Here is a 26693-nt window from a genome sequence, read left to right on the forward strand (position 1 = left end):
AACGCAACGCCCGGTCCGGCTTCTGTCTGGCCGGGCGTTTGCCGCTTTCAGAACGCATGGGTTTCCCATGGGTGAGTAACAGGTAACAAGACATGGCAAAAGAATACAGCCGTACCCAACGTATCGGCGATCAGATGCAGCGAGAGCTTGCACAGCTGATCCGTCGTGAAGTCAAAGATCCACGTGTGGGACTGGTCACCATCACTGCTGTTGAAGTCAGCCGTGACGTTGGTCACGCCAAGATCTTCATCACCGTGATGGGGCAGGACAACGCTGAAGATATTGCTCAGACCATCAAGGTACTGAACTCGGCAGCCGGCTTCCTGCGCATGCAACTGGCGCGTGAGATGAAGCTGCGCAGTGTTCCTCAGCTGCACTTCCACTACGATGAAAGTGTTGTACGTGGCGCGCACCTGTCTGCGTTGATTGAGCGTGCAGTGGCTGAAGACAATCAGCATCCAGATGCGACTGCTCCCGAAGACACCAAGGAGTAACCGGTGGCTCAGGTCAAGCGTATCCGTCGTAACGTCAGCGGCATCATCCTGCTGGACAAACCGTTGGGGTTCACCTCCAACGCGGCTTTGCAGAAAGTCCGCTGGCTGCTCAATGCCGAGAAGGCCGGGCACACCGGTAGCCTCGACCCATTGGCCAGCGGCGTCCTGCCGCTGTGCTTTGGCGAAGCCACCAAGTTTTCGCAATACCTGCTCGATTCTGACAAGGGTTATGAAACCTTGATGCAATTGGGCAAGACAACCACGACTGCTGATGCTGAAGGCGAGGTTTTAAAGACCCGTCCGGTGACCGTTGGTCGCGCCGATATTGAGGCGGTCTTGCCGAAGTTTCGCGGACAAATCAGTCAGATACCGCCGATGTACTCAGCGCTCAAGCGTGATGGCCAACCGCTTTATAAGCTCGCCCGTGCGGGTGAGGTGGTGGAGCGCGAACCACGTTCTGTTACTATTACACGCCTCGAATTACTGGCCAGCGAAGGCGACACTGCACGCTTGGCCGTGGATTGCACCAAAGGCACCTATATCCGTACCCTCGTGGAAGATATCGGTGAAGAACTGGGCTGCGGAGCCTATGTTGCTGAATTGCGCCGCACCCAGGCCGGTCCTTTCAGTCTGGCCCAGACGGTCACGCTGGAAGAGCTGGAAGCCGTGCATGCTGAAGGTGGCAACGAAGCAGTAGACCGCTTCCTGATGCCATCGGACAGCGGCTTGCTTGACTGGCCTTTGCTGCACTTTTCGGAGCACAGCGCGTTCTATTGGCTCAATGGCCAGCCGGTTCGTGCTCCCGATGCGCCTAAGTTTGGCATGGTGCGGGTACAAGATCACAATGGTCGCTTCATCGGTATCGGTGAAGTGAGCGAAGACGGGCGCATTGCGCCGCGTCGACTGATTCGGTCGGAATGACCGGAGCCAGGCCAAGCCGGCTATTGCCTGCGAGGACTGGAACGAGGGTGGCTGTTATTAGGCACGGTCACATCTCACATTTAAATACGAGGATTTGTCCTCGGCCTATTGGATCTGTTTGCTTGCAGACAGACCCCTGAAGAAAGGAAAGCCACATGGCACTTACAGTTGAACACAAAGCAGAAATCGTAGCTGACTACCAGCGTGCTCCAGGTGATACAGGTTCTCCAGAAGTGCAAGTTGCACTGCTGACCTTCAACATCAACACGCTGCAGGGTCACTTCAAGGCCAACGGTAAAGATCACCACTCCCGTCGTGGTCTGATCCGCATGGTAAACCAGCGTCGTAAGCTGCTGGACTACCTGAAAGGCAAAGACATCAGCCGTTACGCTGCGCTGATCGCTCGCCTGGGTCTGCGTCGCTAATAGCGATGTTGCTGGAGGCTGGTTGTTTGTCGTCCACCTGCGCGTTTCTCGCGGGTGGGCGGCGGGCTTCCAGCCTCAAGTTTTATCTGGACTAACCGGATGTTTACGAAAACGCACGCAGTCGGCCGTTTTCGTAAGCATCTTGATCGGGCCAATGCCCGGCATTGCACACGTATTTCGCAAGAAACCCGTTCCCCAAGAGCCACAAAGAGAAGGTAGGACACCGTGAACCCGGTTATCAAAAAATTTCAGTTCGGTCAGTCGACCGTAACCCTCGAGACTGGCCGTATCGCCCGTCAGGCCTCCGGCGCAGTATTGGTCACCGTTGACGACGACGTCAGCGTGTTGGTGACTGTCGTCGGCGCCAAGCAAGCTGATCCAGGCAAGGGCTTTTTCCCTCTGTCGGTTCACTATCAGGAAAAAACCTACGCCGCAGGTAAAATCCCGGGCGGTTTCTTCAAGCGTGAAGGTCGCCCTTCCGAGAAAGAAACCCTGACCTCGCGCCTGATCGATCGTCCGATCCGTCCGCTGTTCCCGGAAGGCTTCATGAACGAAGTGCAGGTTGTCTGCACCGTTCTGTCCACCAGCAAGAAAACCGATCCTGATGTAGCTGCAATGATTGGTACGTCGGCTGCGCTGGCCATCTCCGGTATTCCTTTCGATGGCCCGATCGGCGCTGCCCGCGTTGCATTCCACGAGAGCACCGGTTACCTGCTGAACCCGACTTATGAGCAACTGGCTGCATCCAGCTTGGACATGGTGGTTGCCGGTACTTCGGAAGCTGTCTTGATGGTTGAGTCTGAAGCCAAAGAGCTGACCGAAGACCAGATGCTGGGCGCAGTACTGTTCGCTCACGACGAATTCCAGGTTGTCATCCAGGCTGTTAAAGAGCTGGCTGCCGAAGCTGCCAAGCCGACGTGGGACTGGTCTGCTGCTCCTGAAGCTACCGAACTGCTGGGCGCGATTCGTGCCGAGTTCGGTGAAGCGATCTCCCAGGCTTACACCATCACCGTCAAGCACGAGCGTTATGCGCGTCTGGGCGAGTTGCGTGACCAGGTTGTTGCCAAGCTGTCGGGCGAAGAAGGCCAGCCTTCGGCGTCTGAAGTCAAAGCCGCTTTCGGCGAAATCGAATACCGCACCGTTCGCGAAAACATCGTGAATGGCAAGCCGCGTATCGATGGTCGTGACACCAAGACTGTTCGTCCTCTGAACATCGAAGTGGGCGTTCTGCCGAAGACTCATGGTTCTGCATTGTTCACCCGTGGCGAGACCCAGGCGCTGGTTGTCGCGACATTGGGTACTGCCCGTGACGCACAGCTGCTGGACACGCTGGAAGGCGAAAAGAAAGACCCGTTCATGCTGCACTACAACTTCCCTCCTTTCTCGGTAGGCGAGTGTGGTCGCATGGGGGGTGCAGGCCGCCGCGAAATCGGTCACGGCCGTCTGGCCCGTCGTTCCGTTCAGGCCATGCTGCCTGCTGCAGACGTGTTCCCGTACACCATTCGTGTTGTATCGGAAATCACCGAATCCAACGGTTCCAGCTCGATGGCATCGGTGTGCGGTGCTTCCCTGGCACTGATGGACGCCGGTGTACCGATGAAGGCACCTGTTGCCGGTATCGCCATGGGTCTGGTTAAGGAAGGCGAGAAGTTCGCTGTACTGACCGACATCCTGGGTGACGAAGACCACCTGGGCGACATGGACTTCAAAGTGGCCGGTACCTCCAAAGGTGTGACCGCGCTGCAGATGGACATCAAGATCAAAGGCATCACCGAAGAGATCATGGAGATCGCCCTGGGCCAGGCCCTGGACGCTCGTCTGAACATCTTGGGTCAGATGAACCAGATCATTGGTCAGTCGCGTAACGAATTGTCGGCCAATGCGCCAACCATGATTGCGATGAAAATTGACACCGACAAAATCCGTGATGTCATCGGTAAAGGTGGCGCAACCATCCGTGCGATCTGTGAAGAAACCAAAGCTTCGATCGATATCGAAGACGACGGTTCGATCAAGATCTTCGGTGAGACCAAGGAAGCAGCAGAAGCAGCGCGTCAGCGCGTTCTGGGCATCACGGCTGAGGCCGAGATCGGCAAGATCTACATCGGTAAGGTTGAGCGCATCGTCGACTTCGGCGCATTCGTGAACATCCTGCCAGGCAAAGACGGCCTGGTTCACATCTCGATGTTGAGCGATGCCCGCGTTGAGAAAGTGACTGACATTTTGAAAGAAGGTCAGGAAGTGGAAGTGCTGGTACTGGACGTGGACAACCGCGGCCGTATCAAACTGTCCATCAAGGACGTAGCTGCCGCCAAGGCTTCGGACGCTTAATCGCGGCCTGAGCGTCTGTTGAAAAAAGGATCCTTCGGGATCCTTTTTTTATGCGCGCCTCAAAAGCAGGGTCGCAGTGGGCTAAAGGCCATGAGAGAAAAGCTGCAACTTGCATGCAATCAAACAGGCCGGCCATGCATTTTGCACGAAGGAGGAAGTTGGCATAACTTATAAGCTATTGATTTTAAAGGGTTTTATTTTTTTAAAAAGTTGGCACAGCGCCTGCAATAGTACTGATAACCCTGCAGCCGCACGCCGGCGCAGATTTTAAAGAAGACAGGAGTAACTCGTATGAAGAAGTTCGCTATCGCTGCTGCAACTGCCACCGCTCTGACCCTGACTATGGCCAACGCAGCATTTGCTGCTCAATCCACTGCTCAGGCGCCTATGGTCGTCGCTGCTGGCGAAGTTACTAAAGCCAAAGAAGCTACTTCTGATACCTGGATCACCACCAAAGTTAAATCAGACCTGCTGACCGAAAAAGGCATTCCAGGCACTGACATTAAAGTAGAGACCAACAAGGGTGTCGTATCTTTGTCCTCCACGGTTGCTGTAACTGACGCGCAGAAAACAACTGCCGTAAACATCGCCAAGAATGTCAAAGGCGTAAAAGCCGTATCGGCTGACGGCTTGAAAGCTGAGTAAGATTATTTTCTCGTAGAACCGGGGGAAAGCCGGAGCAGATGATCTGACCGATCATCTGCAGCTTTCAAAATTGGTTCATGCGACGGCCACATGGATGTGGTCATTACAGCCCTCGACGCTTGCGTCGGGGGCTGTTCTATTTGGGCGGGGTAACTTCGGTGAAGTTTGGTCACCCATCAAGCTCAACGGGCAGGCCGCTCAAAGCCTGCCTCGCATTTGTTTTCATGGCTGAGCAACGATTATTCACTGTCCAGATGCAGAGGTGAAATCACGCGACCATCGCTTTCTGCTTGACCGAGCGTAGCGTCCACAAAGTACACGCGCTCATCAGCCAGCTGGCCTTTGTCCACCAGGAAGTCCTTGATGCTGCTGGCGCGCTCCTGCCCCAGCTGACGTAACAGCACCTCACTTTTGCTCCAGAAGTCGATCAGCGCATCGCTCATTTTTTGCGCACGTTCATCACGGCTCAATTTCGCCCACTCGGCGGGAGGCTGCTGTTTGAGTCGGGTGCGATAAATACCTTCCAGTAACGGGCCTTTCTCGTCATCAGGGACGTTAAGCAGTGACGCTTGCGCAGGCACTTTGTCGCCCCGGCGTTGCAAGATTTTGTAGTAGTTGTATTGGAACTCACGCTCCAGCCGCTCTTTTGCAATGAAAGGTCCATCGCTGCTTTGCGCCGCCGTGCCTTCAATCTCCAGGCGCAGGGCAGGGCGCTCCTTGAGAGCCGCTGCGAGGGTTGTCAGAGCCTTCTGTGCATCAGCGCTCAGCTCGCTGGAGCCTGGCGCGAAGGACACCGTGCCGAGGTCTTCGGCACCACCGCCGCTGATTAGCCCGCCAATGAACTTGAAGGGCGCTTGTGCGGCGCGTAACACAAGATTGCGCAAGGTTTGCCACACAATCGGCATCACGCTGAACTGCGGGTTGTTCAGGTCACCTGTTACCGGAAGCTCGATGGAGATCTTGCCGTCGGTGTCTTTAAGCAACGCGATGGCCAGTTTAATGGGCAGATCCACGGCATCAGGGCTGTCGACTTTCTCGCCAAGCTGCAACTGCTCAACCACGAGTTTGTTTTCGGCCTTGAGTTGGCCTTTGGTGATCAAGTAATGCAAATCCAGATTCAAACGTCCTTTGCGAATGCGATAGCCCGCGAACTTGCCCGAGTAGGGCGTTAACGTGGTCAGCTCTACGCGTTTGAAGCTGGTTGCGATGTCCAGACTCGCCATCGGGTCGAAAGGGTTGACGCTGCCCTTAATGGTGACGGGCGCATAGCGGTCCACCTTACCGGCCACGTTGACGCTCGCGGGTTTGGCCTGTCGGCTATCGATAGTGCCAATCTGACCATTTAGCTGCTGAATCGCTGTGGCAAAGTTAGGGGTCAGGCTGAAGTCGGCAAAGTTAGCCGAGCCGTCATTGATTGCGATGCCGCCCACGTGAATGCCCAAGGGCTTCTCTTTGCCAGCTGCGGGCTTGGCGTTGCTTTTACTGGCGCTGCCAGCGGGTTGCGGAATCAGCAGGTCGTCAATGTTGGTGGTGCGATCATCGTTGATCATGAAGCGCACATACGGCTGCGCAAAGTTGACCTTGGCAATCGACAGGCTGTCGCCGTGTTGATAGTTCAGCTTCTCCAGTTCCAGACGCTGCCACTTCAGGAAATCGCGGCTTTTCATGGTGTCGAGGGTATGTAACTGAGCTATCTGCACGTTGCCCTGCACAGTGAAGGTCAGCGGGTCGATGCGTTTAAGGTCGACAGCAAGGTCGCTGTCCAGCATGCCGCTGCGCAGCTCCAGGCGGATAAACGGGTCGATGTAAGCCTGTGCCACACGCAGGTCTATGTCTTTGGTGGTGACCTTCAATTTGGCGCTGACCGGGTTCAGGTTCACGTCACCGCTGGCGGTGAGCTTGCCTTGTTTGCCGATGCCGGTATCGAGCTTCAGGTTGAAGGGCGACTGGTTCAGGCTGTCGAAATTCTTCAGGTTCAGATTCAGCGGGCCGACTTCAAGTGCGACAGGTGTTTTGGGCTCTTTGTCGGCCAGGTGTACGCGATAATCGCGCAGCTCAACGTCCTTAAGCAGCACTTGCCAGGGTTTGCTCGGCGCGACCGGGCCGGGCTTGGGGGCTTCAACCGTCACCGGGTCGTTGGCTTTTGGCTTGGCCCGCGAAGCGGGCTGGCTGGCGAACAGTTTTTGCCAGTCCAATTGGCCGTCTGCTTCGCGGGTAGCCCAGGTTTCAAGGTTCTTACTGTTGATCTTGCCTACCACGACTTGCTGTTTGGCGAGATCGACCGTGGTGTTACTGACATCCAGGCGTTCAAGGCGCGCCAATGGGCGGCCGTCGGGCGCGTTGAGCTTGAACGGCGCAATACTGGCCGAGGCATTGCTCAGCACCATCTCGGTTTCTTTAGCCAGGTTCAATTTATAGTCGGTACTGAAATTGAGTACGCCGTCTTCCAGCACCAGCGGCAAAGCATCACGGACGTAAGGCCACCAGACTTTCATTTTGCCATCGGTGACTTTGAGAGTGCCTTCGGACGCAATCGGCACGATGCTCAAGGTCCCGGTCCAGTCGATCCGGCCGCCTTCGGGCCCCGCTGCGACCAAGGTCATGTCAGCATTGTCGTCGGGGAGTGTGCTGAGGTTCTTCAATTCCAGATTCATCGAGTCATACAAAAACTCGATCGGCTCGCTAGGCCGCACGTCAGCAAAATGCAGATAGCCGTCCGCCAGCTTGATGCGATCTATGCGCAGCGGGAAAGGTTTGCTGTCAGGGGCGGGAGGCGTCGGTTCGCTGGCGGGGAGTTTGAACAGCTGCGTCAGATTGAGCGTTCCCTCCTTGCTGAACACCAGTTCTGTCTTGGGCTTGTCCAGTTGCACGTCGGCAAGGTGCAAGGCTTTGGTCCACAGGCTGTCCGCCTGCAAATTGGTGTACAAACGTTCAAACCCAACCTGTTCCTTGCCCGGCTCGCCGATCTTGAGTCCCCACAGCGTCAACTCAAGGCTGAAGGGGTTGAACTCAAGGCGATCAAGGCGGGCGGGGACAGTGGCATAGTTGGCCAACTGCTGGTTGATGATGCGCAAGCCGATGCCGGGTACGATCAAAAAGCCGAGCAAGCTATAAAGTGCGAGGGCAGTCAGCACGGCGCCAATGGCGCGAATCAATCCTTTGGGCATGTGAGGCGTCGTCTATTACAGTCGGAGGTGCCTTGGAGTATGGCACGCGATTCTGGTTCCGAGACGATCGCCTTATATTTGATCAGGGTTTTACCGAGCAGGATGAGGGACTTAGAACTGCAAAACCAACGTCTTGAGCGGTGGTTGGCGGTCCATTGACGGGAAATCGCTGGCCGGAGCCAGCACCTGCCAGTCACGTACCGGGCGTCCCGCTTTCTCGGCACAACGCAACACGCTTTCACGCCAGTCGTCCATGTTGACTTTCGCCAGGTTGTTGCAGCAAATCAGCACGCCGTCCGGCGCGGTGGTTAACACGGCGGGTTTTAGCAGGCTTTGATAGTCACGCAGCAGGTCCACCGTGCCAAAAGCACTTTTGGCCCACGCGGGCGGGTCCAGCAAGACCAGATCGTATTCGCGTTGCTCCATGCGCGGGTAAGCCGGCAGCTTGTGGCGGCGCTGAATAATCGGCAAACCGGCCAACTGGCGAATCGCTGCGAAATAGTCCGACTGCACGAAGGTCATGGTGGGCAATTCGGGGTTCAACAGTCCGTTTTCACGACCTACTGCCAGATTGCCTTCTGCGAAATCCAGGTTGCAAACCTCACTCGCTCCGCCTGCCGCAGCGCTCAGGCCAACCCCGCAGGTGTAGGCGAACAGGTTGAGCACGCGCTTGCCGGCACTGTGCTGTTTGACCCAGCCGCGCGCGTTGCGCAGGTCGAGAAACAACAGCGGGTCTTGACCCGCATGGCGCCCGCGCACCCTGTAGTTAAGGCCCCATTCGTGGCCAATCATGTCCTGAAGAGCAGCCTCGTCAGCGCGGTAGACCGTGTCTTCTCGATCAATACGGGAATTGCCCTGGGAACGGTCGTTGTAGACCAGCAGCAGTTCCAGCCCCAAATGACGATTGATGGCGTCATGCAGTTGCAGCAAATCATTGCGTTCAAGCCGCTGGTGGAAGCTTTGCACCAGTAACTGCGGGCCGTAACGGTCGATGGTCAGCCCGCCGGCGCCTTCCTGGCTGCCATGGAACAGGCGATAGCAATCCGTGCCCTGAGCGTGCAGCTCGGCCAGCAGGTCGTGACGGTTATCGAGGGCGGCGCGCAGCGCCTGATTCAAGGAAGACATGCGTTGCGCCTTGGGGGACAGAGAAGGCGCGGGAGTTTAACAGAACAACGCAGGTGATTTTGTGCAGGAGCGAGTCGGATCGCTCCTGCGATGCGACGTTTCTTACGCGCGCTCAATCGCCAACGCTACGCCCTGACCGCCACCGATACACAGGGTCGCGAGGCCTTTTTTGACATCGCGCTTGAGCATTTCGTGGAGCAGGGTGACGAGTATCCGGCAGCCTGACGCGCCAATCGGGTGACCAATGGCAATGGCGCCGCCATTTACGTTGACCTTGCTCGCATCCCAGCCCAGTTCTTTACCGACCGACAAGGCTTGCGCGGCGAAGGCTTCGTTGGCTTCGATCAAGTCCAGTTGTGCCAGCGTCCAGCCAGCTTTGGCCAGGCAGCGTTGGGTCGCGCTCACCGGGCCGATGCCCATGATGGCCGGGTCCACCCCTGCGTTAGCGTAAGCGGCAATTTTTGCCAGCACAGGCAAACCCAAGGTTTTAGCTTTTTCGGCACTCATCAACATCACGGCTGCTGCGCCGTCGTTGAGTGAGGATGCGTTACCTGCTGTGACAGAACCGTCTTTTTTGAATGCAGGGCGCAGTTTTGCCAGCGATTCTTCCGTGGTCCCCGCGCGGGGTTGCTCGTCAGTGGCAAAGGCAATCGGATCACCTTTGCGCTGCGGGATCAAAATTGGCGTGATCTCATCGACAAAGCGGCCGGTTTCGATGGCTTCGATGGCCTTTTGTTGAGAAGCGGCGGCAAACGCGTCTTGAGCTTCGCGGCTGATGCCGTACTTATCGACCAGGTTTTCGGCCGTAATACCCATGTGGTAATCGTTGAAGGCATCCCACAAGCCGTCGCTGATCATGGTGTCCACGATTTGACTGTGGCCCATGCGCAGTCCGGTACGGGCGCCCGGCACGATGTAGTTGGACAGGCTCATGTTCTCCTGACCACCGGCAATGATGACATCAGCATCCCCGCAACGAATGGCCTGCGCAGCAAGGTGCAGCGCCTTGAGACCAGAGCCGCAGACCTTGTTCAGGGTCATCGCAGGCACTGCAAATGGCAGGCCGGCCTTGATCGCGGCCTGACGGGCCGGATTCTGACCGGCGCCTGCGGTCAGCACCTGACCCATGATGACTTCATCGACCTGAGCCCCGTCCAGGCCGGTCTGCTCAAGCAGTTGACGAATCACCGCCGCCCCCAGATCAACTGCGGGGACGTGGGCCAGTGAACCTTGGAAGCTGCCGACGGCAGTGCGAGTGGCAGCAACGATGACGACGTCTTGCATGGCGCGAATCCTCTTTATTATTGGCGTTTGTCGCTCGGAATCAGGCGCGCATGGTGTCACAAATATCCTTCCCTCGTGTAGTCGCTGCCGAGGGCAGCAAAGGGTCAAGTTCTACTGCAACCCTTAGCGCTCGCCCGCGGGAACGGTGTTAATTCATTAATCCCATTCGCCGCCGCGCCCTTTGTACTGAGCCATTGCGCACAGCCCAGCGCAAAAGGGGGGCCGTGCGATTGACGCTGGCGCGAATCAACGTACGGGTCAGAGGACGTTGATACAGCCCTAGATGATCGCTGGCCCAATCGGGTAGCAAATCGATTCCGGCCTGCATCATCAGGGCGCCAAACGGTTTGGCCAGCACGCTGGGGGAGGGCGCATTGAGCAGCAGGCGAATGACTTCATGGCTGCGCTCGTCACATAACAACTGGGGACGAACCTGTTGCAGGTAATCAGCGATTTGCTGGCGCGAGCGCGGCACATCAGTCGCGCCCAGTCGCTCAGCGACAACAGCAATTTCGTCGTAGTACCGGTCTTGATCTGCGGCTGATAAATCGGGGTTTCGATAGCGTAAGTGTGCGGCCAGAAAATTGCTGACCTCAGCGACATGCACCCAAGTCAGCAACTCGGGGTCGCTGGCAGCATAAGGGCGGCCATCGAGGCCGGTGCCGGTGACCTGCAGGTGAATGGTGCGCACCTTGTCGATCAGCCAGTTGGCGTCTGCGGTCGAGCCAAACGTGGTGCCGGAAATGAACTGCCCGGTGCGACGCAGCCGCCCGAGCATGTCTTGTCTGAAATTGGAATGATCCCACACCCCGGCCAGTGCCAGCGGGTGTAAAGCTTGCAGCATCAACGCGCTGATACCGCCAATCAGCATGCTGGTGAAATCACCGTGCACTTGCCAACTGATGGAGTCGGGACCGAACAGGCCGGGATCGCCTTTTGGGTTTTCGAGGTCGAGCTGGCCGAGTGAAAGCCCGGTCAGGCTCATGATTTGGCGTTCGATGGGGCGACGAATGATTTCCATGCTGTCTCGGTTGTGCCAGCCAGTCGGGGAGACTGGCTGGCGCTCAATCAACCGCGATGGCGACCGCGGAAGTAGTTGATCAGGCCTTGGGTCGAAGCATCATCAGCCGGCTCTTCCAAGCTGCCGGTGAGGCGATAGTAGACGCCCTTGCCCAGCTCTTTGCCTAACTCTACGCCCCATTGGTCGAAGGCGTTGATGCCCCAGATCACGCTTTGCACGAACACTTTGTGCTCGTACAGCGCAACCAGCGCGCCGAGACGGCGAGGGCTGATGCGTTCGACCACCAAGGTGTTGCTCGGACGGTTACCCGGGATCACCTTGTGCGGTGCGAGCTTTTGCACCTCGTCTTCGGGCATGCCTTTTTCGCGCAGTTCGGCCTCGGCCTCTTCACGGGTTTTACCCAGCATCAGAGCCTGGCTTTGGGACAGGCAGTTGGCATATAGCCACTGATGGTGGTCGGCTACTGGGTTGAAGCTGACAATCGGCACGATAAAGTCGGCCGGAATCAGTTGTGTGCCCTGATGCAATAACTGGTGATACGCGTGCTGACCATTGCAACCCACGCCGCCCCAGATCACGGGGCCGGTGTCCGTGGACACGGGGGTGCCGTCCTGGCGCACGCTCTTGCCATTGGATTCCATGTCCAATTGTTGCAAATGCTTGGTGATGTTACGCAGGTAGTGGTCGTACGGCAGGATTGCATGGCTCTGCGCACCCCAGAAATTGCCGTACCAGACGCCCAGCGCGGCCATCAGCACAGGCATGTTTTGCTCGAACGGGGCGGTCTGGAAGTGCTGGTCCATGCTGTAGGCGCCGGACAGCAATTCTTTGAAGTTGGACATACCGATGGCCAGCGCGATAGGCAAGCCGATAGCCGACCACAGCGAATAACGACCGCCGACCCAGTCCCACATCGGGAAAATATTTTCTTCGCGAATCCCGAACGCGACTGCCGCCTCGTTGTTGCTCGACACGGCGATGAAGTGGCGATGCAGTTCGGCCTCAGAGCCGCCTTGTGCCAGATACCAGGCGCGGGAGGCTTGGGCGTTCTTCAGGGTTTCGAGGGTGTTGAAAGATTTGGACGAAACAATGAACAGGGTGGTTTCAGCGCGGATCTTGTGCGAAAGCTCGTGGAATTCACTGCCGTCGATATTCGCCAGGTAATGGCAGCGAACACCTTTTTGTGCGTAGGACAACAGCGCTTCAGACACCAGTTCGGGGCCCAGGAAGGAGCCGCCGATACCGATATTCACGATGTCGGTGATGGGCTTTTCGGTATAACCACGCCACAGGCCTTCATGTATGCGCCCGACCAGTTCGGTCATCTTGTTCAGGACTTTATGCACCTCGGGCATGATGTCCGCGCCATTCACCATCAGCTTGTCGGCCACTGGGCGGCGCAGCGCCGTGTGTAAAGCCGGCCGGCCTTCAGAGGCGTTGACAATCTCGCCAGAGAACAACGATTTGATTGCGCCCTTGAGGTCGACTTCGTTGGCCAGATCGACCAGTAGCGAGCGGGTTTCGTTGGTGATCAAGTTTTTCGAGTAGTCCAGGAACAGCCCGCAGCTGCTCAGGGTGAAATCTTCAAAACGTTTGGGGTTGCTGTTAAACGCGTCGCGCATGCTGAAATTTTGCATGCCTGCGCGGTGTTGCTTCAACGCTTGCCAAGCGGGCAGAGCGGTAACGTCATGAGGAGTGCGGTAGTACGCCATCGCTGCGGATATCCTTTTTTGCTTGAACTGCCTGTTGGACACTGAATACACCGAAACCTCCACATTAATGACGGGAGGAACTCGGTTCGCCTGCTTAAACGCATCAGACACAAGCAGGGCGATCACATTAACCCTAGTGCCTGCATCTGTCTCGGCTTTGTCTGACACGTAACGGTAACTTTTGTCACCGCTACGTGACGCCAGGTGAAACGTTTCAGTGTTTTGTAGCGCTTGCAACGCAGGGAGCGCCTGCGGCTTACAGTGCGGTATTAAGGTTCAAATGCACGTTGTCGATCAGGCGGGTGGTGCCCAGGAAGGCAGCGACCAGAATCACCAGGTCACGATCACTGGCGTGCGCTGGCAGCAACGTCAGGGCGTGACGCACCTCAAGGTAGTCCACGCGCAACCCGAGTGCTTCCAGCTGAGCCGCATGCAGGCTCGACAAGGCTGGATAGTTGCGTTCGCCGTTCTGAATGGCATTGGCCATTTCGCACAGATGGCGATACAGGGCCGGGGCCAGAGCGCGTTGTTCCTCACTCAGGTAGCCATTGCGCGACGACAGCGCCAGGCCGTCTTCGGCGCGCACCGTGGGCTCACCGATGATTTGAATGGGCATGTTCAGGTCATGAACCATCGCCCGGATGACCGCCAGCTGTTGATAGTCCTTCTGGCCAAAGATCGCCAGGTCGGGCTGAACCATGTTGAACAGCTTGCTGACCACAGTGGTCACGCCGTCGAAGTGCCCCGGACGACGGCTGCCGCACAGTTCGTTGCTCAGGGCGGCAGCGGTTACGCGGGTCAGGCCCGTCATGCCGTTGGGGTACATTTCTTCAACAGTCGGTGCAAATAGCAGGTTGCAACCCGCTTGCAGGAGTTTTTCCTGATCGGCAGCGAGCGTGCGCGGGTAGGTGTCCAGGTCTTCGTTGGCACCGAATTGCAACGGGTTGACGAAGATACTCGCGACCACGAAATCGACTTGTTGCGCTGCCTTGGTCACCAGTGCCGCGTGGCCGCTGTGCAGGTTGCCCATGGTCGGTACCAGGCCGACTTGCTTGCCTTCGCTGCGTGCGCGGGCGACGGCTGCACGCAGCTCGCGGACGGTTTTAACAGTGTTCATGCGGAGAATCCGTGTTCAGGGCCAGGAAAGCTGACGGCTTTGACTTCAGTGACGTAAGTGCTGAGTGCCGATTGGATGTCCGGTTGCCCTGTCATGAAGTTCTTCACGAATTTGGGCACGCGTCCGGTGAGGGACAGGCCGAGCATGTCATGCAGTACCAGCACTTGACCGTCTGTGTCGCTGCCAGCGCCAATCCCGATAACCGGGATCTTCACGGCGTGGGTGATTTCTTTCGCCAGTTCACTTGGCACGCACTCAAGCAGCAGCATGGCGGCGCCCGCTTGCTCAAGGGCGATCGCATCAGCGCGCATCTGGCGCGCCTGGTTTTCATTGCGGCCCTGAACCTTGTAACCGCCCAATACGTTGACTGTTTGCGGCGTCAGGCCCATGTGCGCGCACACCGGAATACCGCGCTCGGTCATCAGGCGAATGGATTCGGCCAACCAGACAGCGCCTTCGACCTTAACCATGTGCGCACCCGCTTTCATCAGTTGGGCGCTGTTGTTCAAGCTTTGTTCAAGGGTCGCGTTCGCCATGAACGGCATGTCAGCGAGAATCAGGGCGTCCTGGTTGCCACGTTTGACACAGGCCACGTGGTACGCCATCTCATCATTGGTAACTGGCAGTGTGCTGTCATGCCCTTGCAAGACCATGCCCAGGGAGTCGCCCACCAGTAACACCTCAACGCCAGCCTGATTACAGGCGTGCGCGAAGGTGGCGTCATAGCACGTCAGCATGGTGATTTTTTCACCTTTTTGCTTAAGGCTTTGCAGGGTGGTCAGGGTGATAGCTGGCATGAAAAGGATCCTCGTCAGGCAGTGCGATAACCACTGCGAGCAACGCGCGTGATTCATCGTTATAAGCAGGCGCACCTTTATAACGGTGCTTTGAATGCCGGCTTTTCACAGGGCGCCGCCGGGTAGGCGGCAGCGGGATGCCTATAGTCGTGACGAGGACACGGGAAGTCAATTAGAGGTGTTACCGCGGGTGTGTTACCGCAGTTATTGATTCGATTCAGCAGGGGGTGCCAGGCGCTCAAGACCGACATACGGACAGTCGTTCAAGAGCTGCTTCAGGCTGCGGCCATCGGCAAGAACCAACGATGCGGGGGCCAGCTCGGCGAGCGGATACAGTACGAAAGGGCGGGCCTGCATGTGGTAATGCGGGACCTTGAGGCGGGGCTCGTCGATCAGACGCTCGCCAAACAACAGGATGTCGAGGTCGAGTGTACGCGGGCCCCAACGTTCAAGGCGCTCGCGGCCCTGATCGTTTTCGATGGCTTGCAGCGTATCGAGCAGCTCAAGCGGCGCCAGCGCAGTCTCAATGGCGGCTACAGCGTTTGTGTAGCGCGGTTGGCCCGGCAGTAACGAATCGCTTTGGTAGAAGGCTGACACCCCGACCCAGCGGGAGTCGGGCAGGTGCGCGAGCGCTTCGACAGCGCTGCGCAGTTGTTCAGCCGGGTCAGCCAGATTGCTGCCCATTCCAATGTAGACGCGGTCCATCACTTACTCGTCAGCAGCTGCGCTGCGTTTACGTTTGTTGGCGCCTGTACGACGGCGTTTGCGGGGCGCGGGGCCAGCGCCGTCCTCCTTGGCGTTGCTCAAGTCGCGGATCATGTCGCGGCGGCCACTGTCGTTGGCGTCTTGATATTCCGTCCACCACTCGCCCAGGCCGTTCGTCTGTTCGCCTGCGCTTTCACGCAACAGCAAAAAGTCGTAACCGGCACGGAAGCGCGGGTTGTCGAGCAGCATGTCGGCGCGTTTACCGCTACGACGCGGCAAGCGCTCCTGCATGTCCCAAATCTCGCGAATGGGCAGGGTGAAGCGTTTCGGAATGGCAATGCGTTGGCACTGTTCGCTGATCAGTTCGTGCGCGGCTTCCTGCATGGCAGGGATAGGCGGCATACCTTGGTCTTGCAGGCGCAGAATCCGCGCGGGCAGTGCCGGCCACAATAGTGCAGCAAACAGGAACGCCGGGGTCACCGGTTTTCCCTGTTTGATCCGCAGGTCTGTGTTGCGCAAGGCTTCGCTGATCAGGGTATGGGTGTACGTTGGGTTGTGTTCCAGTGCTTCGGCGCTGGCCGGGAACAGCGGATCGAACAACTCAAGGTCAACCAGCATTTCGAATGTGTCAGAAGCATTCCCCGAGAGGAACAGCTTGAGCACTTCTTCGAACAGCCGCGCAGACGGGATTTCACGCAGCATTGGCGCCAGTTCGCGGATCGGCGCCGCTGTGTGCTTCTCGATGCCGAAGTCGAGCTTGGCGGCAAAACGCACGGCCCGCAGCATGCGGACGGGGTCTTCCTGATAGCGCTGTTGCGGATCGCCGATCAGGCGCAGCAAGCGATTGCGGATGTCGTGTACACCATTGGCGTAGTCGAGAATGCGCTCGCTGACCGGATCGTAATACAGGGCATTGATCGTGAAGTCGCGACGCTGGGCGTCTTCTTCCAGCGTGCCATAGACGTTGTCGCGCAAAATGCGCCCGCTTTCGTTGCGCGAGGACTGGTTGCTGTCTTCCTCTTCGTCATTTTGCGGGTGATTGGCGCGGAAAGTGGCGACCTCAATGATCTCGCGACCAAAGTGGATGTGTACCAACTTGAAGCGTCGGCCGATGATGCGCGCATTACGGAATTCCGCACGCACTTGTTCAGGCGTGGCGCTGGTGGCGACGTCAAAGTCTTTTGGGGTGATGTTGAGCAACATGTCACGAACGCAACCGCCAACCAGATAAGCCTGGTAACCGGCGTTTTGCAGACGCTCGACAATGTTGACCGCGTAACGGCTGAACTGGGCACGTTGCAGCGAATGTTGGCTGCTGTTGAGCACTTCAGGGGTGCTGCGCAGTTGTTGCGTACGACGCTTAGGAGAACGGAATGACTGGAACAGCTTCTTCAGCATGGGATGCACTGTTTGAAGGAATGTTCGGCCAAAACGAAGAATGACCGCATGATGGGCGGGGATTCTAGCATTTAGTCAGGGGATGGTGTAGGACGCTTGACCTGTCGATTGCCCATGGCGCTCTGAACCTGCGCAAGAATACCGGGCTAGAGAGGTTAAAGGATTTTATTGAATCGCAGGAACCACAAGGGGAGCCGAAGCTCCCCCAGAATTAGTTGCGTGCTCTATTTTTATTATTGGTTGCGGGCTTCTTGTTTTTGTTAATCGCCCTGGTTACCCGGTTTTGCCGGTGTAACCCTCCCAATCGGGAGATAAGAGCAAACGGATTGCTTTGGTCGCTGTGTTGATGTGATCAGTGATCCAACTAGTTCAGGCTCTGCTTTAAGTGCAGTTTTTGTTGTTCTCTGCCTAGTCGTGGGGCAAGCCCCAATGACAACACCTCTCCAAAAGAATCAGTTAGCTGCGCCTCCGCCGTGTTGTTTTTGTTATGCGTGAGCCGATACGTCTTATTTTTATTGTGTGTTGCTGTGATTCTTATTGTTTTTGTACGAATACATATAGCAGGTGTCGTGCCAACTTTTGTCAGGCCCAATAAAAACGGGCTATTTCACAGGTTTGACGAGTTTAAGGCCAAAAAAAAGCCGGGCCTTCGTTACCGTAAGACCCGGCTTTTGTTACGTGTTTAGCGAGAGGTAACAGTTTTTTCACAAGCTTCAGTGTTACCTGAAGCGTTACCCCTCACTCGCAACCCCTGTTTTTCTGCGAGGGATGCCCAGGCGCTGGCGGCGTTCCCATAGGCACTTGCGGCTGACACCCAGTTTGCGAGCCAGCTCGGTTTCAGTCATGTGGTCCTGGTGCTCAAGCACGAAGTGCTGGAAATAGTCTTCCAGCGACAAATCTTCTGTCGGATCCAGGCTGGTGTTACCGCTGCTGATGCCCTGTTGTGGGGCAAGCCCCATAAAATCGTCGTCTTGTAGATCACCCAGTTCGATATCGATGCCCAGCAAGTCGGCGGAAATCTCCGGGCTCTCACACAGAATCACCGCACGCTCTACGGCGTTTTCCAGTTCACGCACGTTACCTGGCCAGGAATAATGTCGAATGGCTTGTTCAGCATCCGGCCCAAATCTCAGGTCTGTGCGGCCCGCGCGAGCGCTTTGGCGGGCCAGGAACGCGTGGGCAATTTCGTTGACGTCTGCGCCGCGCTCTCGCAGCGCGGGCAACTTAAGTGCAATCACGTGCAGGCGGTAGTACAAGTCTTCGCGGAACTGGCCGATCTTGGCGAGGCTTTTAAGGTCGCGGTGAGTCGCGGCAATCAGGCGCACATCGACCTTTTGCGATTGCACTGAGCCAACGCGGCGGATTTCGCCTTCCTGAAGCACGCGCAGCAAACGCGCCTGAGCTTCGAGGGGGAGCTCACCGATTTCGTCGAGGAACAGGGTGCCGCCATCCGCGGCCTCGACCAAACCGGCCCGGCCCGCGCTGGCGCCAGTGAAGGCGCCTTTTTCGTGGCCGAACAGTTCCGATTCGATGAGAGATTCAGGAATCGCCGCACAGTTAACCGAGATCATCGGTGCCTTGGCGCGTTTGGACAAATTATGCAGGGCACGGGCGACCAGTTCTTTACCCGTACCCGATTCACCTTGAATCAGTACGTTGGAGTCCGTGGGCGCCACTTTGCGGATCTTGCTGTACAGATCTTGCATGGGCGGGCAGGAGCCAATGATGCCGATTTCGCCGTTGCTGTTATCCACAGCATTTTTGTCGGCAGCGGCAGCGGCAGCTTTGGCCGGGCGTTCGGCAGATTGGCTTTCGGCGTTCTGACGATCACGCAAAATGCGCGCGACGGCTTGCAGCATTTCGTCGTGATCGAAGGGTTTGGCGATGTAATCGACCGCACCCATTTTCATCGAGTCGACGGCCGAGCGCAGGCTGGCGTAACTGGTCATGATCAGCACCGGTTTGCCTTCTCCGAGCTTGATCAGCTCGGTGCCCGGAGCACCTGGCAGGCGCAGGTCGCTGACAATCAGGTCGAACGAGGGAATGCTGAAACGCTCTTGCGCTTCCTGCACCGAGCCCGCTTCGCTGACCTGGTACTGATTACGCTCCAGCAAGCGGCGCAACGCGGAGCGGATGATGGTTTCGTCTTCGACGATCAAAATATGCGGCATTGATTCGGTTCTCTCGACGGTCTCAGTTCACAGCGGACGTCGCTTCGACATGGCGTGGTAGTGTCACCCGGATACGGGTTCCGCGCTGGCTTTGAATGTCAGCCGGGCTGTCGATGGTGATTTGTCCATAATGCTCTTCAACGATGGAATAGACCAGTGCAAGGCCCAGACCGGTGCCTTCGCCGGGGTCCTTGGTGGTGAAGAAAGGTTCGAACAGGCGGTCCATGATGTTCTTCGGAATACCTGAGCCTTCGTCCTCGACGATCAAGTCGACGGTGTGCTCGCTGGCTTCCGTCTTGACCCGTACTGCACTCCCGGCCGGGCAGGCGTCACGGGCGTTGGACAGCAAATTGATCAGTACTTGCGCCAGCCGCTGCGGATCACCGTCGACCCAATGATCGGGGTCGCACAGGTTATAAAACTGCACTTCAAAGTTGCGACGGTTGAGGGCCAACAGACCGATGGCATCCTGTGCGACTTCGGCCAGGCAGACAGGTTCGTCATTGTGTTGATGGCTGCCCGCGTGGGCAAAACTCATCAAGGACTGCACGATGCGCGAGATGCGTTTGGTCTGTTCGAGAATTTGGCTGCTGATTTCCGTCAGCTCGCTGTCGTCTTCGCGTTCTTCGCGCAGGTTTTGCGCCAGACACGCAATGCCGGTCACCGGGTTGCCGATCTCATGAGCCACGCCAGCGGCAAGACGACCGATGCTGGCCAGTCGCTCGGAGTGGACCAGTTTGTCTTCGAGCATCTGGGTTTCGGTCAGGTCTTCCACCAGCAGCACGAGGCCACTGTTGCCGGGCGCCAAGGGCTCATCAATGGCGGCCTTGTGCAGGTTCAACCAGCGCGTCTGACCGTCCAGGGCCAGATGCTGTTTGTGCAAATGTTCATCCGGCAGCTCGATAAACCCTTGCAACAGCTGGCGCCACGGATCACCCAGGGTGTTGAGGCGTGAGCCCACGACCCGTTGCGCCGGGATGCCTGTCAATTCTTCCATGGCTTTGTTCCACATCAGGATCTCTTGATCCTTGGCCAGTGAGCACACGCCCATGGGAAGTTCCTGCAGGGTCTGGCGGTGGTAGCGTCGCAGGGCATCAAGTTCGGCTGCCAGCCCCGTCAGGCGGGAGTGGTAGTCCTCAAGCCGGCTTTCGATGAAGTGGATGTCTTCGGTGACGTAGTTTTCGCCACCAGACTTGTAGGGCAAAAAGGTTTCAACCATGTCTTGGGCGACACTGGGGCCCATCAGGCCCGAGAGGTTGGCTTCGATGCGATCGCGCAGGCGGCGCAGGGCGTATGGTCGGCGTTCATCGAAGGGCAGGTAGAGGTCGCGCAAGGCTTGCTCGACTTCCTTTTGCGCGGCCTTGGCCCCCAAGGGTTTGGCCAGTTGCGTGGCGAACTCTTGCGGTGAGGCGGCGTGCAGTTCACGTCGTTGCGGGCGACGCACATTGTCCACCGCGCAGGCTTCCGCAGCGCTGGCTTCTTCAGTGCTGGCATTGGTGAACAGGGAAATCAGGGTGAACATCAGGACGTTGGCCGCCAGCGACGCGATGGCTGCCATGTGCCAACTGGTGTCATCCAGCACGTAAATCATGTCCAGCCACGGGATGTAGAAACCCTGGAAGTTGCCGATCAGTGGAAACAGCATGCTGATCATCCACACCACGATCCCGGCCAGCAAACCGGCAATGAAGCCTCGGCGATTGGCGGTAGGCCAGTACAGCACGGAGAGCACGCCCGGCAGAAATTGCAGCGTGGCCACGAACGCCACGATGCCCAGGTTTGCCAGATCCTGCTCGGCGCCCAGCAGCAGGTAAAAGCCATAGCCGGCCATGATGATGGCAACGATCAGTGCGCGGCGGGTCCACTTCAGCCAGCGGTAAATATTGCCTTCGGCCGGTGGCTGATAAAGCGGCAATACCAGATGGTTCAAGGCCATGCCTGACAGTGCCAGCGTGGTCACGATGATGAGCCCGCTAGACGCCGACAGCCCGCCGATATACGCCAGCAAGGCCAGGGACTTACTGTTGGCCGCGATCCCGATTCCGAGCGTGAAGTATTCCGGGTTGGTGGTGGCGCCAAGTTTAAGCCCGGCCCACAGAATCAGCGGCACAGCGAGGCTCATCAGCAGCAAGAACAGCGGCAGGCCCCAACTGGCGCTGACCAGAGCCCTCGGGTTTAGGTTTTCAGTGAAGGTCATGTGATACATGTGCGGCATCACGATGGCTGAGGCAAAAAACACCAGTAACAACGTGCGCCACGGCCCTTCTTGAAGCGGTGTGTGCAACGAGGCAAGCGCCGTCTGATTTTGTTGCAACCACACTTCGAGCTGTTGCGGCCCGTCAAAGACGCCGTACAGCGCGTAAAGGCCCACGCCACCAATAGCGGCCAGCTTGATCACGGATTCGAAGGCAATGGCGAACACCAGTCCTTCATGTTTCTCGCGGGTCGCAATATGCCGTGAGCCAAAGAAAATGGTGAACAGCGTGATCATGGCGCAGAAGCTGAGGGCCACACGGTGTTGCACGGGCTCGCGGGTGAGAATGCTGATGGAGTCCGCCACGGCCTGGATCTGCAAGGCCAGCAGCGGTAACACGCCGATCAGCATGAAGATCGTGGTCAAGGCGCCCGCCCACGTGCTGCGGAAGCGAAACGCAAACAAGTCGGCAAGGGAAGAAAGCTGGTAGGTGCGAGTGATCTTCAGGATCGGGTAAAGCAGCACCGGGGCCAGTAGAAAGGCTCCCGAAACCCCGAGGTAACTGGAGAGAAAACCGTAGCCGTATTCGTAGGCCAGGCCAACGGTGCCGTAAAAGGCCCATGCGCTGGCGTAAACGCCCAGCGACAGGGTGTAGGTCAGCGGGTGACGGATGATCGCACGCGGGATCATGCCCCGTTCGCTGATCCACGCCACACCAAACAGCACCAACAGGTAAGCGGCGCTGACGAGCACCATCTGGGTCAGGCTAAAGCTCATCGGCATCTTTTTGGCTCTGAAGAATAAAGGTCACCACGATCAGAATCAGCCAGAGCAGATAAGGCCGGTACCAGGCGCCCGTCGCGTTGATCCACCAATCCATGATGGCGGGGGAAAACAGGTAGATCCCGACAACCAGCAACAGGACCAATCGATAGATGTACATCCCGCCCTCACTTTATGGGCCGCATGCCCCAAAAAACGTGCGGCGATGGTAACGGATGGCTGGCAACCTGCAAGGGCTGTCAGCGTAAATGCGCTTCTTGCAGCGTGTGCACGCGCGGTATCAGCCCGGCGTCCCAGTGCGCTATTCCCCAGTCTAGAACCTCGCGCGGACTCGCGTGTTCAAGGCTGTCGTCAGTCGGTTGGCCCAGCGTGCGCAGGGCGCGTAGTAGCAAAGGCGTGGCTTTTTCGGGCGTCAGCGGTGGCGAACGATAGGATTTGCCGAGTTTATGGCCATCGGGCTGCACGATCAGGGGCACATGTAAGTAGCGCGGTTGCGACAGGCCCAGTAACTCTTGCAAGTAAAGCTGGCGCGGCGTGGAGTCCAGCAAATCGGCGCCGCGCACGATATCAGTTACACCCTGGGCGGCATCATCGAGAACCACAGCCAACTGATAGGCGTAGAGCCCGTCCCGGCGCCGGATGATGAAATCCCCTACGTCGCGGCCCAGGTGCTGCCGGTACTCGCCCTGAACACGGTCAGTGAAGGCGTATTCCAGCTCGGGCACCCGCACGCGTATGGCGGCGTTTTCCATGGTGTGACCGGCGTTGCGGCAAAACCCGGGATAGACCCCGTTATAGCCTTCAAGCTGTTTGCGCGAGCAGGTACAGGCATAGGCCAGGCCTTGACTGAACAAACGATCCACAACCTGCGCGTAGGCGTCATGTCGATCACTCTGGCGGATCCACTCCCCGTCCCACTCAAAGCCATAGCGCTCCAGCGCATCCACAATCGCGGCCTGCGCGCCGGGCATCTCGCGCGGGGGATCAAGATCTTCCATGCGCAACAGCCAGCGGCCACCGACCGAGCGGGCGTCCAGATAAGAAGCAAGGGCCGCCACCAGAGAGCCGAAGTGCAAATGGCCGCTGGGAGTAGGGGCGAAGCGTCCGATGTACGAGGGGGTTGAAACAGCCGTCATGGCATGGATCCTGTGACCGCGGGCGCAAGCTGCGTGGGTGAGCAGCCATGCTCGTGTTGTCAGGCCGTCCGGACCTTGTCGCAGCTTGAGTGGCGACAGGCCGCGTGACCTGATTTCAGAAACGAAAATGGGGCGTTAGCACGCCCCATCTGGTCAAGCCGGTGATTACTTGCCGACTTGTTTTTCCTTGATTTCAGCCAAGGTTTTGCAGTCTACGCACATGTCGGCGGTTGGGCGGGCCTCAAGACGGCGAATACCGATCTCGACACCGCAGGACTCGCACCAGCCGTATTCTTCGTCTTCGATCAATTGCAGCGTCTTGTCGATTTTCTTGATCAGCTTGCGCTCGCGGTCGCGGGCACGCAGTTCCAGGCTGAATTCTTCTTCCTGGCTAGCGCGGTCGGCCGGGTCAGGAAAGTTTGCCGCTTCGTCTTTCATGTGATCAACGGTGCGGTCAACTTCCTGCATCAAGTCCTGTTTCCACTTTTGCAGAATCTTGGTGAAGTGTTTGCGCATGGGCTCGCCCATGTACTCTTCACCCTTCTTTTCAACGTAGGGCTCGAAGCCGCTAAGCGTTTGAGTATTCTGTTGCTTTGCTTCTGTGGGCATGAAATGGACCGCCTCTCATTCTTCTAATCCATTGCGCAGGATTGCAACATCACCGACACCTGCCGGCCCTGCGGCTGCAAGCGGCCGAACTTACCAGATCAAATCGGGCCGCGCTACTCCCTGTTGTCTGGCCTGTGGCCGGTGGTTGTGTACAAAGCCTGTAGTGCTTGAGATTAATGGCTGAATATTAATTTTAGTCGAGCTATGACCGGGGCTTGCGCCGTTTGGTTCTACCGGCATGAGTGCTCAGACCTTAATTAACTCTCTCTCCTGCATGGGCTTGGGTAGAATCGGCCTTTTGCTCACCCAGGAAGGCAGGCTCATGGCTCAGTCTTACAGTGCGCGCAGTCGCGCAATCGAACCGTTCCACGTCATGGCGTTGTTGGCGCGTGCCAACGAATTGCAAGCTGCGGGCCACGATGTGATTCATCTGGAGATCGGTGAGCCTGACTTCACCACTGCCGAGCCTATTATCGCGGCCGGGCAGGCGGCGCTGGCCGCCGGCAAAACCCGCTATACCGCTGCCCGCGGGCTGCCCGAGCTGCGAGAAGCCATTTCAGGCTTTTATCGACAACGCTACGGGCTGAGCATTGATCCTTCCCGCATTCTGATTACTCCCGGCGGTTCCGGTGCACTGCTTTTAGCCACAAGCCTACTGGTCGATCCGGGGAAACACTGGCTACTTGCCGATCCGGGCTACCCCTGTAACAGACACTTCCTGCGACTGGTGGAAGGCGCTGCACAGTTGGTTCCGGTGGGGCCAGATGTGCGCTACCAACTGACCGCTGACCTGGTGGATCGCTATTGGGATCAGGACAGTGTCGGTGCACTGGTGGCTTCGCCTGCCAACCCGACAGGCACCCTGTTGAGCCGTGACGAACTGGCCTCACTGTCGGCCGCCATCAAGGCACGTAACGGGCATCTGGTGGTGGATGAGATTTATCACGGCCTGACGTATGGCTGCGATGCACCAAGCGTGCTGGAAGTGGATGACAGCGCGTTTGTACTCAACAGTTTTTCCAAATACTTCGGCATGACCGGCTGGCGTCTGGGTTGGCTGGTGGCGCCGCAGGAAGCTGTCGCGGATCTCGAAAAGCTGGCGCAAAACCTCTACATCAGCGCCCCGAGCATGGCGCAATATGCCGCGCTGGCGTGCTTCGAGCCCGAAACACTGACCATTCTCGAAACGCGCCGCGCCGAGTTCGGCCGCCGTCGCGACTTCTTGCTGCCTGCTTTACGCGAGCTGGGATTCGGGATCGCGGTCGAGCCAGAAGGGGCGTTTTATCTGTATGCCGACATCAGCGCGTTTGGCGGCGATGCCTTCGCCTTTTGCCAGCACTTCCTTGAAACCGAGCATGTTGCTTTCACGCCGGGTCTTGATTTCGGCCGCTTTCAAGCCGGGCATCACGTGCGCTTTGCCTACACGCAAAACCTGCCGCGTTTGCAGGAAGCGGTAGGACGCATTGCCCGTGGCCTGCAGAGCTGGAATCGCTGATGCAGTTTTCACCCGCACTGGAACAAGGGCGTTTGATCAAACGCTATAAACGGTTTTTGGCCGACATCGAAACAGTCAGTGGCGAGCTGATGACCATTCACTGCCCGAACACCGGGTCCATGCTCAATTGCATGGTCGAAGGCGGACAGGTCTGGTTCAGTCGTTCCAATGACCCCAAGCGCAAGTTGCCGGGGACGTGGGAGATCAGTGAAACCCCGCAAGGTCGGCTGGCTTGCGTCAACACTGGCCGCGCCAATCGTCTGATCGAAGAAGCCTTGCTGGCAGGGGTTATCACTGAGCTCAATGGCTTCACGGCGCTCAAACGTGAGGTGGCTTATGGTCAGGAAAACAGCCGGATTGATTTTCGACTGGAGTACCCCGACGGGTTTGCCTTTGTTGAAGTCAAAAGTGTGACGCTGGGGTTTGACGACTCGCCCATTGCTGCCTTTCCCGATGCGGTGACGCAACGCGGCGCCAAACACTTACGAGAACTTGCGAGTTTGGCCCGCGACGGCGTACGTGCGGTGCAGCTGTATTGCGTCAATCTCACCGGTATTGATGCCGTAAGGCCGGCCGCGGAGATTGATCCCGGCTATGCCGCAGCTTTAAAAGAAGCGGTCGCTGCGGGCGTACAGGTGTTGGCGTATGGCGTAAACCTGACATCGACTGCTGTGGTAGTGGACCGCCGTTTAGAGGTCATCCTCTGACGTTCCAATGCGTAGGCAGATGCCTTGGCTGTCTTCATGGCAGTCAAGGCGAGTCAGGAATTGCCCGGCGCAAGGCCCGGCAACGCACTCGCCGGACTCGATCAAAAACAGGGCCGCGTGGGTGGCGCATTTAATCAGGCTGGCGCTGTCGTCGAGAAACCGGTCGGGCTGCCATTCCAGCCGGACACCCCGGTGCGGGCAGCGGTTCTTGTAGGCATAGACCCGGCCCTCACGTCGCACGATAAGCAGGTCTGATTCGTCTATTTGAAAGCCGCGACTGTTGCCTTCCTTCAGGTCCTCAGATGGGCATAACCACTTCATGGCATTCCTTAATGGCTGCTGATACTCGCGTTGATGACGCAGGTGGCAGGGTGTTAATAGGTTGACGTGCAAATGCAAACAATTATCAAATAGCTGGCTGCTCCGCGATGCGCTGTGTACACGGTGCTGGATGTT

At 57.7% G+C, this 26693-nt stretch carries 22 protein-coding genes; 7 read left to right on the forward strand and 15 right to left on the reverse strand.

Annotation, left to right across the window (positions count from 1 at the left end):
• The first annotated feature begins 92 nt into the window (after positions 1 to 92).
• The 5 genes from rbfA (at position 93) to HBN68_RS17205 (ending at position 4816) form a co-directional block, all read left to right on the forward strand.
• Positions 93 to 494 (forward strand): 30S ribosome-binding factor RbfA, encoded by a 402-nt coding sequence (rbfA, locus tag HBN68_RS17185; protein ID WP_047277524.1) that lies wholly within the window; start codon positions 93 to 95, stop codon positions 492 to 494.
• A 3-nt stretch (positions 495 to 497) separates the two neighbouring features.
• Positions 498 to 1415, forward strand: coding sequence for a tRNA pseudouridine(55) synthase TruB (gene truB / locus HBN68_RS17190; RefSeq protein ID WP_094993143.1), 918 nt, complete (start codon positions 498 to 500; stop codon positions 1413 to 1415).
• 155 nt (positions 1416 to 1570) lie between these two features.
• The gene (gene rpsO, locus HBN68_RS17195; RefSeq protein WP_094993142.1) at positions 1571 to 1840 is read left to right on the forward strand and encodes a 30S ribosomal protein S15; all 270 of its coding nucleotides are present in this window, start codon (positions 1571 to 1573) and stop codon (positions 1838 to 1840) included.
• 225 nt (positions 1841 to 2065) lie between these two features.
• Complete coding sequence (pnp, locus tag HBN68_RS17200; protein WP_094993141.1) at positions 2066 to 4171, forward strand: polyribonucleotide nucleotidyltransferase; 2106 nt, start codon at positions 2066 to 2068, stop codon at positions 4169 to 4171.
• 291 nt (positions 4172 to 4462) lie between these two features.
• Positions 4463 to 4816: a BON domain-containing protein gene (locus tag HBN68_RS17205; protein WP_094993140.1), complete on the forward strand. Its 354-nt coding sequence runs from the start codon at positions 4463 to 4465 to the stop codon at positions 4814 to 4816.
• A gap of 239 nt (positions 4817 to 5055) precedes the next feature.
• Here the strand turns inward: HBN68_RS17205 and HBN68_RS17210 are convergent, their stop codons facing one another.
• From HBN68_RS17210 to dksA, 14 genes are all read right to left on the reverse strand, one after another.
• Positions 5056 to 7983 (reverse strand): DUF748 domain-containing protein, encoded by a 2928-nt coding sequence (locus HBN68_RS17210; protein WP_169965400.1) that lies wholly within the window; start codon positions 7981 to 7983, stop codon positions 5056 to 5058.
• Between the two features lie 111 nt (positions 7984 to 8094).
• A complete protein-coding gene (locus tag HBN68_RS17215) occupies positions 8095 to 9108 on the reverse strand; it encodes a class I SAM-dependent methyltransferase (RefSeq protein WP_094993138.1) in 1014 nt (337 codons plus the stop codon).
• Positions 9109 to 9210: 102 nt separating this feature from the next.
• The gene (locus HBN68_RS17220; RefSeq protein WP_169965398.1) at positions 9211 to 10392 is read right to left on the reverse strand and encodes an acetyl-CoA C-acetyltransferase; all 1182 of its coding nucleotides are present in this window, start codon (positions 10390 to 10392) and stop codon (positions 9211 to 9213) included.
• Between the two features lie 148 nt (positions 10393 to 10540).
• Complete coding sequence (locus HBN68_RS17225) at positions 10541 to 11413, reverse strand: oxygenase MpaB family protein (protein WP_169965396.1); 873 nt, start codon at positions 11411 to 11413, stop codon at positions 10541 to 10543.
• 47 nt (positions 11414 to 11460) lie between these two features.
• Positions 11461 to 13125 (reverse strand): glucose-6-phosphate isomerase, encoded by a 1665-nt coding sequence (pgi, locus tag HBN68_RS17230; protein ID WP_094993135.1) that lies wholly within the window; start codon positions 13123 to 13125, stop codon positions 11461 to 11463.
• Positions 13126 to 13381: 256 nt separating this feature from the next.
• On the reverse strand, positions 13382 to 14242 hold the full coding sequence (gene panC / locus HBN68_RS17235; protein WP_169965394.1) for a pantoate--beta-alanine ligase: 861 nt from the start codon (positions 14240 to 14242) through the stop codon (positions 13382 to 13384).
• A complete protein-coding gene (panB, locus tag HBN68_RS17240) occupies positions 14239 to 15039 on the reverse strand; it encodes a 3-methyl-2-oxobutanoate hydroxymethyltransferase (RefSeq protein WP_094993133.1) in 801 nt (266 codons plus the stop codon). Before panB ends, panC begins: the two co-directional genes overlap by 4 nt.
• A gap of 204 nt (positions 15040 to 15243) precedes the next feature.
• Positions 15244 to 15744, reverse strand: coding sequence for a 2-amino-4-hydroxy-6-hydroxymethyldihydropteridine diphosphokinase (gene folK, locus HBN68_RS17245; RefSeq protein ID WP_169965392.1), 501 nt, complete (start codon positions 15742 to 15744; stop codon positions 15244 to 15246).
• Positions 15745 to 15747: 3 nt separating this feature from the next.
• Positions 15748 to 17142 carry a polynucleotide adenylyltransferase PcnB gene (locus HBN68_RS17250; protein ID WP_094993131.1) on the reverse strand — a complete coding sequence of 465 codons (1395 nt, stop codon included), beginning with the start codon at positions 17140 to 17142 and terminating at the stop codon, positions 15748 to 15750.
• A 731-nt stretch (positions 17143 to 17873) separates the two neighbouring features.
• Positions 17874 to 19313 carry a sigma-54 dependent transcriptional regulator gene (locus HBN68_RS17255; RefSeq protein ID WP_169965390.1) on the reverse strand — a complete coding sequence of 480 codons (1440 nt, stop codon included), beginning with the start codon at positions 19311 to 19313 and terminating at the stop codon, positions 17874 to 17876.
• A 22-nt stretch (positions 19314 to 19335) separates the two neighbouring features.
• Positions 19336 to 22290 carry a sensor histidine kinase gene (locus tag HBN68_RS17260; protein ID WP_169965388.1) on the reverse strand — a complete coding sequence of 985 codons (2955 nt, stop codon included), beginning with the start codon at positions 22288 to 22290 and terminating at the stop codon, positions 19336 to 19338.
• Positions 22274 to 22450, reverse strand: coding sequence for a hypothetical protein (locus tag HBN68_RS17265; RefSeq protein ID WP_047277492.1), 177 nt, complete (start codon positions 22448 to 22450; stop codon positions 22274 to 22276). The genes HBN68_RS17260 and HBN68_RS17265 overlap by 17 nt, the downstream gene beginning before the upstream one ends.
• A 79-nt stretch (positions 22451 to 22529) precedes the next feature.
• Entirely contained in the window at positions 22530 to 23426 is an 897-nt protein-coding gene (gene gluQRS / locus HBN68_RS17270; RefSeq protein ID WP_169965386.1) for a tRNA glutamyl-Q(34) synthetase GluQRS, read from the reverse strand.
• 165 nt (positions 23427 to 23591) lie between these two features.
• Positions 23592 to 24035 (reverse strand): RNA polymerase-binding protein DksA, encoded by a 444-nt coding sequence (dksA, locus tag HBN68_RS17275; RefSeq protein WP_047278406.1) that lies wholly within the window; start codon positions 24033 to 24035, stop codon positions 23592 to 23594.
• 322 nt (positions 24036 to 24357) lie between these two features.
• Here dksA and HBN68_RS17280 point away from each other — a divergent pair, with 322 nt between their 5' ends.
• The gene (locus HBN68_RS17280) at positions 24358 to 25530 is read left to right on the forward strand and encodes a pyridoxal phosphate-dependent aminotransferase (protein WP_094993127.1); all 1173 of its coding nucleotides are present in this window, start codon (positions 24358 to 24360) and stop codon (positions 25528 to 25530) included.
• Complete coding sequence (sfsA, locus tag HBN68_RS17285; protein ID WP_169965384.1) at positions 25530 to 26237, forward strand: DNA/RNA nuclease SfsA; 708 nt, start codon at positions 25530 to 25532, stop codon at positions 26235 to 26237. Before HBN68_RS17280 ends, sfsA begins: the two co-directional genes overlap by 1 nt.
• On the opposite strand, the gene HBN68_RS17290 is transcribed toward sfsA, so the two are convergent.
• Positions 26220 to 26558: a Rieske (2Fe-2S) protein gene (locus HBN68_RS17290; protein ID WP_169965382.1), complete on the reverse strand. Its 339-nt coding sequence runs from the start codon at positions 26556 to 26558 to the stop codon at positions 26220 to 26222. The genes sfsA and HBN68_RS17290 overlap by 18 nt on opposite strands.
• Between the last annotated feature and the right edge of the window lie 135 nt (positions 26559 to 26693).

This window comes from Pseudomonas sp. WS 5078 (genome assembly GCF_012985745.1).
Classification (GTDB): Bacteria; Pseudomonadota; Gammaproteobacteria; order Pseudomonadales; family Pseudomonadaceae; genus Aquipseudomonas; species Aquipseudomonas lundensis_A.

What these genes read in the sequence shown, in the direction of transcription:
- rpsO (WP_094993142.1), top strand. Translation starts at nt 1,571, where the DNA reads ATGGCACTTACAGTTGAACACAAAGCAGAAATCGTAGCTGACTACCAG.
- dksA (WP_047278406.1), bottom strand. Translation starts at nt 24,035, where the DNA reads ATGCCCACAGAAGCAAAGCAACAGAATACTCAAACGCTTAGCGGCTTC.
- pgi (WP_094993135.1), bottom strand. Translation starts at nt 13,125, where the DNA reads ATGGCGTACTACCGCACTCCTCATGACGTTACCGCTCTGCCCGCTTGG.
- HBN68_RS17205 (WP_094993140.1), top strand. Translation starts at nt 4,463, where the DNA reads ATGAAGAAGTTCGCTATCGCTGCTGCAACTGCCACCGCTCTGACCCTG.
- HBN68_RS17290 (WP_169965382.1), bottom strand. Translation starts at nt 26,558, where the DNA reads ATGAAGTGGTTATGCCCATCTGAGGACCTGAAGGAAGGCAACAGTCGC.
- panC (WP_169965394.1), bottom strand. Translation starts at nt 14,242, where the DNA reads ATGAACACTGTTAAAACCGTCCGCGAGCTGCGTGCAGCCGTCGCCCGC.
- HBN68_RS17255 (WP_169965390.1), bottom strand. Translation starts at nt 19,313, where the DNA reads ATGCCGCATATTTTGATCGTCGAAGACGAAACCATCATCCGCTCCGCG.
- HBN68_RS17260 (WP_169965388.1), bottom strand. Translation starts at nt 22,290, where the DNA reads ATGCCGATGAGCTTTAGCCTGACCCAGATGGTGCTCGTCAGCGCCGCT.
- HBN68_RS17210 (WP_169965400.1), bottom strand. Translation starts at nt 7,983, where the DNA reads ATGCCCAAAGGATTGATTCGCGCCATTGGCGCCGTGCTGACTGCCCTC.
- HBN68_RS17220 (WP_169965398.1), bottom strand. Translation starts at nt 10,392, where the DNA reads ATGCAAGACGTCGTCATCGTTGCTGCCACTCGCACTGCCGTCGGCAGC.
- HBN68_RS17250 (WP_094993131.1), bottom strand. Translation starts at nt 17,142, where the DNA reads ATGCTGAAGAAGCTGTTCCAGTCATTCCGTTCTCCTAAGCGTCGTACG.
- folK (WP_169965392.1), bottom strand. Translation starts at nt 15,744, where the DNA reads ATGGACCGCGTCTACATTGGAATGGGCAGCAATCTGGCTGACCCGGCT.
- HBN68_RS17225 (WP_169965396.1), bottom strand. Translation starts at nt 11,413, where the DNA reads ATGGAAATCATTCGTCGCCCCATCGAACGCCAAATCATGAGCCTGACC.
- HBN68_RS17265 (WP_047277492.1), bottom strand. Translation starts at nt 22,450, where the DNA reads ATGTACATCTATCGATTGGTCCTGTTGCTGGTTGTCGGGATCTACCTG.
- panB (WP_094993133.1), bottom strand. Translation starts at nt 15,039, where the DNA reads ATGCCAGCTATCACCCTGACCACCCTGCAAAGCCTTAAGCAAAAAGGT.
- sfsA (WP_169965384.1), top strand. Translation starts at nt 25,530, where the DNA reads ATGCAGTTTTCACCCGCACTGGAACAAGGGCGTTTGATCAAACGCTAT.
- gluQRS (WP_169965386.1), bottom strand. Translation starts at nt 23,426, where the DNA reads ATGACGGCTGTTTCAACCCCCTCGTACATCGGACGCTTCGCCCCTACT.
- rbfA (WP_047277524.1), top strand. Translation starts at nt 93, where the DNA reads ATGGCAAAAGAATACAGCCGTACCCAACGTATCGGCGATCAGATGCAG.
- HBN68_RS17280 (WP_094993127.1), top strand. Translation starts at nt 24,358, where the DNA reads ATGGCTCAGTCTTACAGTGCGCGCAGTCGCGCAATCGAACCGTTCCAC.
- HBN68_RS17215 (WP_094993138.1), bottom strand. Translation starts at nt 9,108, where the DNA reads ATGTCTTCCTTGAATCAGGCGCTGCGCGCCGCCCTCGATAACCGTCAC.